Below are 9,399 nucleotides of genomic sequence, written 5' to 3'. Positions count from 1 at the left end.
GTTTTCCTGCTGTGTTTTGTGCTGTTTTTTTTTCCTGCGCTGACGAACGCCACATTGGGGGTTCCAGAGCTGACCAAAGCCACATTGGGATTTTTTTCCCTGGCTCAGGGCCGGCGGGAGACCACTGCTCGGGCGATGCCCAGCTCGACCAGGTCCTGCGGGCGTAGCCGGAGTTGCGAGGCGATCGTCGGGGCCTGGGCCGGGTCCAGCTTGAGGATCGCGGCCGCGGCTTCCGGCGAGGTGACGGAGAAGTACGCGTCCGGCGTGATCCAGGTCGACCCCGGCGCCGCGAAGGCCAGCGCGCCGCCCGAGCCGCCTTCGCCGATGACCAGCGAGGTGATCGGCACTCGAGCCTGAGCGACCGCCTCGAAGAGCGACGCGATCGCGGGCCCCGCTCCGTCACGCTCGGCCGCCGCGTCGTTGGCGGCGCCGGGGGTGTCGACCAGCGTCAGCACCGGGATCCCGAGCCGGTCGGCCAGCCGGATCAGCCGGGCGGCCGTGCGGAAGCCCGCCGGTGTCGTCGCGGTCCCGCACTGGGCCGCGTAGGCGATCGCCCGTCCGCGCCAGCCGAACCCGCAGAGCACGCCCTCGTCGACGCCACCGGCCCGATCCCCGCGGATCTCTTCACGCCAGCCGAAGTAGGCATCCAGGTAAGCCCCGGCCCGCGGACGCGTAACCGAACGCGCGGCCTGGACCGCCTCCCACCCGGACGAAGGCAGCTCGCCGGACCCCAAAGCGGCGGGCGGCTCCGCGGCCGCACCGGGCGACGACAGCAGCCGCAGCCACCGGCCCAGCACCTCCGGCAGGTCGGCCCCGAGCACGAGCTGGTCGACCTGACCCCAAGCCAGCTTCGCCTCGGCCGTATAGGCCTCGGGAGGCGCATCGGCAGGCCGGACGCGTGAGCCGCCGAAGCCGACCTGAGCGCCCGGCACGGCCAGCACGACGTCCGCGCCCGCGCCGAGTGTCGCCCAGCCGCCGCCGGTGGTCGGGTCGAGCAGTACCGAGACCTGCGGGATCCCGGCCGCCCGCGTCAACGCGACTTCACGGGCGACACGCTGGAGCTGGGTCAGCGCGCGCATGCCCTGCTGCATGCGGCTGCCGCCGGTCGCGACCAGCGAGACCACCGGAACGCCCAATTCACGGGCGCGCTGGAAGGCGAATTCGATCCGGTCGCCCGTCCTCCGCCCGAGTGAGCCGCCGAGGAACGTGAACTCGAACGCGATCACCACCGCGTCGACGCCGCCGATGTGCGCTGTGCCGACGCGCACCGACTCCGACGAGCCGCTGCGTGAGACGGCCGCGCGCACCGCTTCGCCGTAACCGGGCCAGCCGATCGGGCCGTCCTCCGGCTCTGGCGACATGTCGACTTGGAACTCGGTGAAGCCGAGTAGGTCAAGCATCGAGTGCTCGCTTCATGACCTTGCCCATGTCGTTGCGCGGTAGTTCGGTCAGGTAGCGGACCACCCGAGGTCGCTTGTGCGGCGACAGCAGCCGCGCGACATGCGAAGCGAGCTCCTCCAGCGAAGGTGCCTCGCCGGACGGCACCACCCACGCCACGATCCGCTCGCCGAGGTCGGGATCCGGCTCGCCGGTCACCGCGACCTCCGCGACCCCCGGATGCTCCAGCAGCGCGTTCTCGATCTCGCCTGCGCCGATCTTGTAACCGCCGCTCTTGATCAGGTCGGTCGCTTTGCGGCCGACGATCTTCACGTACCCGTCGGCGTCGCGCGTCGCCATGTCGCCGGTGCGGAACCAGCCGTCGTCGAACGCCTCGGCCGTCGCGTCAGGGCGATTGAGGTACTCGGTGAACAGGTTCGGCCCGCGTACCTGGATCTCGCCGATCTCGTCCGAGGCGTCACCCACAAGACGGAGTTCGACGCCGGGCAGCGGCACCCCGACCGTGCCGGGCTTGCGCTCACCGTCGGCGCGGACGCTGGTGTTCATCAGCGTCTCGGTCATCCCGTACCGCTCGACCACCTGCTGCCCGGTCGCCTCGGTGATCAGCTCGTGGTCGTGCACCGGCAGCGCCGCGGACCCCGAAACCAGCAGCCGCGCGCCCCGCAACGCCTTCGCCAGGTCGGCGTCCCCGGCGACCTCGAGCGCGATCCGGTGGTACATCGTCGGCACGCCGAACATCATGGTCGCGCCGCCGGCCAGCTCGCGCGCGATGCCCTCGGTCGAGAACCGCCCGAGATGCCGCACGGAACCGCCACGCCGCAGCGGGCCGAGTATCCCGAGGATCAGGCCGTGCACGTGGAACAGCGGCAGTGCGTGGACCAGCACGTCGTCGGCGGTCCACTGCCACGCGTCCTCGAGCGCGTCGAGCGTCGACGTGATCGCCCGGCGGGGGAGCACGACGCCCTTCGGCGGGCCGGTCGTGCCCGAGGTGTAGACGATCAGCGCGGGCGCCTCGGCACCGGCTTCCGCGGGTAGTTCACGCAGGTCACCGGCCAGATCAATGTCCACGCGCGGCAACGCGGCGAGCCCATCGGGCAGTGTCGCGCCCGGCTCGGCCAGCACGATCGACGGCTGACTGTCGGCCAGGATGTGCCCGAGTTCGCGCTCGCCGATCTTCGGGTTCAGCGGCACCGCCGGCACTCCGGCCTGCAAGGCGGCGACCACGGCCACGCTGGTGTGCAACGTCGGCGTCGCCCAGACAGCCACCCGATCGCGAGGCAGCCCGGCCGCGATCGCGCCGGCCACCCCGGCGAGCCGCTCGTAGGTCAGCGCTTGGTCTCCGAAGCGGATCGCTTCCTTGCCGGACGGGTTCGTCAACGCGGGGAACAACCGATCGACCTCCTCAGGCTCTAGCCGAGTGAAACGCTACCGGTGCTGGGTCGTAGGCTGGGATACCGTGCTGGTACTGGCCCTGGACACCTCGACGCCCGCGATCACGGCAGGTGTCGTGCGACTCGACGAAACCGAGCTGACGGTGCTCGCCGAGCAGGTGACGCTGAACGCCCGCGCCCACGGCGAGCTTCTCACTCCTCACCTGCTCGAGGCCGTCAACGCCGCCGACGTCACACTCGCCCAGCTCGACGCGATCGTGGTCGGCGTCGGGCCCGGCCCGTTCACCGGCCTGCGCGCCGGGATGGCGACGGCCGCCGCGCTGGCGCACGCGCTCGGCATCCCCGCGTACCCCGTCTGCGGCCTCGACGCCATCGCGATTCAGGCCGCGCACGGTGCCCCGCTGCTGGTCGCGACCGACGCGCGTCGCCGCGAGGTCTACTGGGCCGCCTACGACGCCGAAGCCCGTCGCGTCGACGGGCCGCACGTCGACAAGCCGGTCGAGCTCACGCCCGAGGCCAAGTCGGCCGCCGGCGAGGGCGCCGAGCTGTACGCGGACGTGCTCGGCCTCGAAGTCGTCGGGCCGCGCTTCCCGTCGCCCGCCGGCCTGGTCGCCGCCGCTCGTGACAGCTTCGGCAAGGAGCCAGAGCCGCTGACCCCGCTGTACCTCCGCCGTCCCGACGCCGTCGAGCCGACCGCGCGCAAGCGGGTGACCGCGTGAGGCTGGAAGCCTTACGACGCAAGGACATTCCTCGTTGCGTCGAGATCGAAGCCGTGCTGTTCGCCGGTGACGACCCGTGGAGCGCTCGCGCGTTCCACGCGGAGCTCGAGGCAGGCGGTTACTACCTCGCCGCGCGCGACGAGGACGACAAGCTGATCGGGTATGCCGGGCTCGCGGTCGTCGGCCGCAAGCTCGGCGAGTTCGAAGCGAGTGTGCACACCATCGGCGTCGACCCCGATCATCAGGGGAAAGGCGCCGGAAAAGCGTTGCTCGGCGCGCTGCTCGCGCGCGCGGACGAGTTGTTCGCCCCCGTTTTCCTGGAAGTGCGCACGGACAACCAGCAGGCGATCGGGCTGTACGAAGCCAACGGATTCGCCAGGATCGGCCTGCGCAAACGGTATTACCAGCCGTCCGGCGCCGACGCTTACACGATGATGCGTCCGGCGCGGACCGAGGAGGTGGCAGGCTGATGCCCAAGATCATCATGGGGATCGAAAGCTCCTGCGATGAGACAGGGGTCGGTCTCGTCCGGCTGCACGACGACGGCGCGGTCGAGCTGCTCGCCGACGAGGTCGCGTCCAGTGTGGACCAGCATGCCCGCTTCGGTGGCGTGGTACCGGAAATCGCCAGCCGCGCGCATATGGAGGCGATGGTCCCGACAGCGGACCGCGCGTTCGAGAAGGCCGGACTCAAACTGTCCGATGTGGACGCCATCGCGGTGACCGCCGGCCCCGGCCTGTCCGGTGCGCTGCTGGTCGGCGTCTCGGCGGCCAAGGCCTACGCTGCCGCGCTGGGCGTTCCGCTGTACGGCGTCAACCACCTCGCCGGGCACATCGCGGTCGACACGCTGCAGCACGGCCCACTGCCGACGCCGTGCCTCGGTCTGCTCGTTTCCGGTGGCCACACGCAACTTCTGCGCATCGACGACATCGCCTCGTCCATCACCGAACTCGGGTCCACTGTGGACGACGCGGCCGGTGAGGCCTACGACAAGGTCGCCCGCGTGCTCGGCCTGCCGTACCCCGGCGGCCCGCCGATCGACAAGGCCGCCAAGGAAGGTGACCCGAAGGCGATCGCGTTCCCGCGCGGGATGACGGGTCCGCGTGACGCGAAGTTCGACTTTTCCTTCTCCGGCTTGAAAACCTCGGTCGCGCGCTGGATCGAAGCCGCCGAACGCCGTGGCGAGGAGATCCCGGTCAACGATGTCGCCGCGTCGTTCCAGGAAGCCGTCGCGGACGTGCTGACCGCCAAGGCGATCAAGGCCGCCAAGGAACTCGAGATCGACACGCTGGTGATTTCCGGTGGTGTCGCGGCGAATTCACGGCTGTCCAGCTTGGCGGCCGAGCGTTGCGAAGCCGCTGGCATCACGTTGCGCGTGCCGAGGCCGCGGCTGTGCACGGACAACGGCGCGATGATCGCCGCGCTCGGCGCGCACGTCGTCGCCGCCGGTCGGCCACCGTCCTCTTTGGACCTGTCAGCCAACCCGGCGCTGCCGGTCAGCGTGGTGTCGTTCTGAGAAGGTGCCCAGCAGGGCTTCCAGCGCCAGCACGGCTTTAGCGGCCGCATCGCCCGCACCGTAAGGGTTCGAGCTCGGCGCGGGAACGAGCGTGCCCGCGAGCAGGCGCCTGGCCGTCGACACGATCAGCTCGGTGTCGGTGCCGACCAGCCACGCGTGCCCGGCGTCGACCGCCTCGCGGCGTTCGGTGCTCTCGCGCAGCACGAGCACCGGCGTGCCGAAAGTGGGCGCTTCTTCTTGGATACCACCGGAATCGGTCAGCACCAGTGCCGCCAGCCGCAGCGCGCGGACGAGATCGGGATAGCCGAGCGGCCCGGTGACCGTCACCCGCTCCAACCCGGCGAGCCCGGCCTCGACCTGCGCGCGCACCGACGGATTCGGATGCACCGGGAACAGCACTTGCACGTCTTCGTGCTCGCGCACGATCCGGCGGACGGCCGCGAGCGTGCGCTCCAGCGGCTCACCCCAGGACTCGCGCCGATGGGAGGTGACCAGCACCAGCCGTTCACCGGCCTCGGCGACCTCCATCTCCAGCAGCGCGAGCGCGCTGTTGGCGGCGGGCAGGTCACGCGCCGCGATGGTGCGGACCGCGTCGACCACGGTGTTCCCGGTGACCACGATCCGCGGCGATGGAACGCCCTCGGCTCGCAGTGCCTCGGCGGCCTGCCGGGTCGGTGCCAGGTGTAGCGCGGCGATCCGCGAGACCATCTGCCGGTTTCCCTCCTCGGGAAACGGCGATTCGAGGTCATTCGTGCGTAATCCGGCTTCCAGATGCACCACCGGGATGCCACGCCAGAACGCGGCGAGCGCGCCGGCGAGCGCCGTGGTGGTGTCGCCCTGCACGACGACCGCCGCCGGGCGATAGCGGTCCAAGGCCCTGTCGATGGCCGGAAGCAGCCCCGACACCAGCTCGGCCTGTCCGCCGGACGCGCGCGGCGGGAGATCCAGCCAGGCGTCGATGGCCACGCCGAACGGCACCAGCGCCTGCTCGACCATGCCTTCGTGCTGGCCACTGTGTATCAGCAAGGACCGCAGCACCGGATGATCGCCGAGCGCCCGCGCGACCGGAGCCAGCTTGATCGCCTCGGGACGCGTCCCGATGAGCAGCAACACGTCCACTTCGGTGAACTCCTCGGCCATAGCTCAGTATGTCGAAAAAACGCAGGGGTTGGCTGCCGTCGGGCAGTGATTACCCGACGGCAGCCCGAATCAATCAGCTCGCCCGATGCCGGGCGATGCGCTGAGTGCGCCGATAAGACGCGAAGACCGCGACCACACCGAGCACCAGCAGCAGTACCCCGACCGCGATCCACCAGCCGACATCGGCGCCGGTGGCGGCCAGCGCGCCGACCCCACCGCCCGCGGTGCCGACACCGGCACCTGGCACTTTGTACATTCCGGACCCTCGCTTTACGCGGTCGCGCGGCGGCGGTTCCGGGTGATCCTGGTGCCGATCGGCACCGCGATCGCACCGAGCACACCGAACGCGATCCACATGCCCGCGCCCGACGCCAGCGGCATCGGCAGGCCCGCCGGGCCACACGTCGCGGACGAGACGATCACGTCGCCCGAGCCGAGCGGCTGCAGCGCGGCGCCGAGCAGCTTCACGTGCAGCGCGTTGACCGTGAGGCTGCCGTCCTTGTTCTTGATCTGCTCGTTGAGGATGACCGTGGCGACGTTGATGTCACCGAGGCCGACCTTGAGCGTGGTGTTGGCAGCCGGGGTCACCGGCACCTCGCCGAGACTGCCGAGATCGGCCTTGGCGAAGGTGCTGGCGCCCTGCACGCCCTTCTGGGTCGCACTGCACTTGGCCTCGATCAGCTTGACGCCGACCTTGCCGAGCGCGCCTTCGAGCAGCGGCAACCGGACGTCGGCCGTGCTGGCCTTCGACGACACGGCGCCGGATTCGGCGTCCCGCTTGGCCTCGGTGTTGACCGCGCCCGCGAGCAGGATGCCAGGCAGGTCCACCTTGGCAAGGCTCATCTTCTCGGGGCCCGCCGTGCTGGCCGCCGAGAGCGGTCCTGCCTGCACGGCGTCGGCGCCGAGCAGCTTCACGTCGACCTTGACGCCGTACGCGGAACCGTCGCCGGCGGCCGCCGAAGCGGGCACGGCACCGGCGAGTACGACACCCGCGACCACGGCGCCGAGCAGCCCGGCCCGGCGCAAGAGGTGCGTCTTCTTCAACTGGTCCTCCGGAATAAGGGAATGGGAAAGTCACGGCCGGTGCCGGGCGTTTTTACGCTGGGTAAAACCCGGCAAGGAGTTCATCGGCTCGTGATCCGACTATCGCCACTGAAGAGCCGAATAGCACGGAAAACATCGTTAACCACCCGCACGAGTGGTCTTTCGTGTTATCACCTGATTGGCCGAGCAAGTAACTCGCCGATCCTGCCGAAAGCGTCAAGGTAGTGAGGCGATCGGGCGCCCGTTATTCATCGACCAGTGAGGAATTCATTGTGGCGGTAGCTGACGCCCCTGTGGGCCGTTTTCCGGTGCGCCTGAGCGTGTTCGCGCTGGTAGTGGCCGGTGTCGTGCTGGTGCTGATCGAGCGCGCCTACCGGGTTTTCGAAGTCCATCTGTCCGGTTTGATACTGAGCGTCATCACCTCATCGGGTACCGAAGTCGTAGGCGACCGCGAAACTGTCTACTTTGGGTTATCGGGCGATACTCCACTCGGGTTGAGAATGACGCCGGAGTGCTCGTCGGTCTTTATGCTTTTGCCCCTATTGCTGGTGACTGCGGTGATGGTGTGGTTCCGGCCACAAAACTCTAGAACATTGTTCACTTCACTCGCTATAGCGGCGGTCGCCGTTGTAATCGTCAATCAACTCCGCGTGCTCGCGATCGTCGGATTGGTGAACTGGCTCGGCGTCGACACCGGCTACTACTGGGGTCACACCCTGCTCGGCTCGATGGTCAGCGTCATCGGCGGCGCCGGCACGCTCGTGCTGTTCGTCTGGCTGTCGACCAGGCGGCGCGCATGAGCCTGAAGGTCCTGCTGGCGATCACCCAGGCGTTCGCGCTCACGATGAGCGTCGCGTTCATCGTGTACGTGGTCGTGATCATCGTCCCGTACCTGCGCCGCAAACCCGCGCCCGTCGGCGACCCCAGCGCGTTCACCTGGCACTTCTTCGTGCCGTGCCGCGACGAGCAGACGGTCATCCGCGAGACGGTCACGTACCTGCGCGGCACGTTCCCGACCGCGCATGTCTGGGTCATCGACGACGACTCCGAAGACCGCACCGCCCGCGTCGTGCGCGCGCTGTGGCGCAGGCGTGGTGCGCCGGACAAGTTCCTCCACCTGGTACCCCGTAAGCGCCCGGAGGCCCGTACCGGCAAGGGCGACGCGCTGAACGCGGCTTATCAGGAGCTCAACACCTGGCTCGGCGATGGCAGGCGTGACAACGCCGTGGTGATCGTCGTGGACGCCGACGGCAGGCCCGCGGCGAACTGCCTCGAGGTCTGCGCGGCCGAGCATCTCTTCGGCGACGAGACGATCGGCGCGGTCCAGCTCGACGTCTGGATGAGCAATGTGGACACTCCGCCCGACCGCCGCTTCTGGCTGTCGCGTGCTTTCGGCCTGAAACTGGCCCAGTTACAGGACTTGGAGTTCCGCACGGCGATCGCGGCCATCCAGACCTCCCGCGGTTTCACGGGCACGATTTCGATGGGCGGCAACGGGCAGTTCACCCGGCTCACCGCGCTGGACTCGATCGCGGGCGATCACGAGCAGCCGTGGCGCGGCTCGCTGCTGGAGGATTTCGAACTCGGCGTCCACCTGCTCACCGAGGGCTGGCGCACGGGCTACACGCCGGATTCCCATGTGGCGCAAGAAGGTCTGTACAGCCTGCGCCGGTTCCTGGTGCAGCGCACCCGGTGGGGACAGGGCACCATGCAGTGCGCGCGGTACCTGCGCCGGATCTGGGATTCGCCGCACGTGAGCACCCTCGGCGCGGCGGAGATGATGTACTACCTCGCGCAGCCGTGGATGCAACTGCTCGGCTCGCTGCTGTACCCGATCCCGTTCGTGGTGCTGCTGATCAGCACAGCGGGTGACCCGGCGCAGGTGTGGACCTGGTTCGCAGGCGGCGCGTGGATCCTGTTCGCGATCTACGGCTCGTTCGGCCTGCTGCCGTTCCTCGTCTGGGGCCCGATCTACCAGATGAAATGCCTGCGCAGCAAGAACTTGCTGCGCGGCATCGGCATGGGCTTCGCCTACGCGGCGTACATCTACACGTTCTACATCACGTCATGGCGCGCGCTCTTCCGCCTGCTGCGCGGCCGCAACGGCTGGGCCAAAACCCGCCGTAACACCGAAAACGCCCCCGGCGTCAAGATCGCACTGGACTCGTGAGCGTTGCGGGCGGTCAGAACC

The 9,399-nt window shown here is 69.2% G+C and carries 10 protein-coding genes; 5 read left to right on the top strand and 5 right to left on the bottom strand.

The features are described 5' to 3' along the window. Nucleotides 1-104 precede the first annotated feature (104 nt). Together ACFV15_RS22810 and ACFV15_RS22805 are read right to left on the bottom strand one after the other, a co-directional pair. Nucleotides 105-1,400, bottom strand: a complete 1,296-nt coding sequence (locus ACFV15_RS22810) for a carboxyl transferase domain-containing protein (RefSeq protein WP_378352602.1) — start codon at nt 1,398-1,400, stop codon at nt 105-107. After that, a complete protein-coding gene (locus tag ACFV15_RS22805; protein WP_378352601.1) occupies nt 1,393-2,787 on the bottom strand; it encodes an acyl-CoA synthetase in 1,395 nt (464 codons plus the stop codon). Before ACFV15_RS22805 ends, ACFV15_RS22810 begins: the two co-directional genes overlap by 8 nt. 67 nt (nt 2,788-2,854) lie before the next feature. On the opposite strand from ACFV15_RS22805, the gene tsaB reads away from it, so the two are divergent. Genes tsaB through tsaD form a run of 3 tightly spaced genes read left to right on the top strand, consistent with a single transcriptional unit; the run spans nt 2,855 to nt 5,024 of the window. After that, complete coding sequence (tsaB, locus tag ACFV15_RS22800) at nt 2,855-3,508, top strand: tRNA (adenosine(37)-N6)-threonylcarbamoyltransferase complex dimerization subunit type 1 TsaB (protein WP_378352600.1); 654 nt, start codon at nt 2,855-2,857, stop codon at nt 3,506-3,508. Further along, nucleotides 3,505-3,978, top strand: a complete 474-nt coding sequence (rimI, locus tag ACFV15_RS22795; RefSeq protein ID WP_378352599.1) for a ribosomal protein S18-alanine N-acetyltransferase — start codon at nt 3,505-3,507, stop codon at nt 3,976-3,978. The genes tsaB and rimI overlap by 4 nt, the downstream gene beginning before the upstream one ends. Then, nucleotides 3,978-5,024, top strand: a complete 1,047-nt coding sequence (gene tsaD, locus ACFV15_RS22790; protein WP_378352598.1) for a tRNA (adenosine(37)-N6)-threonylcarbamoyltransferase complex transferase subunit TsaD — start codon at nt 3,978-3,980, stop codon at nt 5,022-5,024. Before rimI ends, tsaD begins: the two co-directional genes overlap by 1 nt. Here tsaD and wecB read toward each other — a convergent pair. The 3 genes from wecB to ACFV15_RS22775 all read right to left on the bottom strand — a co-directional run bounded on the left by wecB (nt 4,983) and on the right by ACFV15_RS22775 (nt 7,208). Next, the gene (wecB, locus tag ACFV15_RS22785; protein WP_378352597.1) at nt 4,983-6,164 is read right to left on the bottom strand and encodes a non-hydrolyzing UDP-N-acetylglucosamine 2-epimerase; all 1,182 of its coding nucleotides are present in this window, start codon (nt 6,162-6,164) and stop codon (nt 4,983-4,985) included. The genes tsaD and wecB overlap by 42 nt on opposite strands. Nucleotides 6,165-6,237: 73 nt before the next feature. Then, nucleotides 6,238-6,420 carry an LPXTG cell wall anchor domain-containing protein gene (locus ACFV15_RS22780; protein ID WP_378352596.1) on the bottom strand — a complete coding sequence of 61 codons (183 nt, stop codon included), beginning with the start codon at nt 6,418-6,420 and terminating at the stop codon, nt 6,238-6,240. 14 nt (nt 6,421-6,434) lie between these two features. After that, on the bottom strand, nt 6,435-7,208 hold the full coding sequence (locus ACFV15_RS22775; RefSeq protein ID WP_378352595.1) for a choice-of-anchor P family protein: 774 nt from the start codon (nt 7,206-7,208) through the stop codon (nt 6,435-6,437). 293 nt (nt 7,209-7,501) lie between these two features. Between ACFV15_RS22775 and xrtP the strand changes: the two genes are divergently transcribed. Further along, nucleotides 7,502-8,008 carry an exosortase P gene (gene xrtP, locus ACFV15_RS22770; RefSeq protein WP_378352651.1) on the top strand — a complete coding sequence of 169 codons (507 nt, stop codon included), beginning with the start codon at nt 7,502-7,504 and terminating at the stop codon, nt 8,006-8,008. Continuing rightward, nucleotides 8,005-9,378, top strand: a complete 1,374-nt coding sequence (locus ACFV15_RS22765) for a glycosyltransferase family 2 protein (RefSeq protein ID WP_378352594.1) — start codon at nt 8,005-8,007, stop codon at nt 9,376-9,378. The genes xrtP and ACFV15_RS22765 overlap by 4 nt, the downstream gene beginning before the upstream one ends. The last annotated feature ends 21 nt before the right edge of the window (nt 9,379-9,399 follow it).

This window comes from Amycolatopsis sp. NPDC059657 (assembly GCF_042734395.1).
Classification (GTDB): Bacteria; Actinomycetota; Actinomycetes; order Mycobacteriales; family Pseudonocardiaceae; genus Amycolatopsis.
Note: the sequence above shows the minus strand (reverse complement) of the source record. Positions and strands in the feature narration are given on the sequence as shown.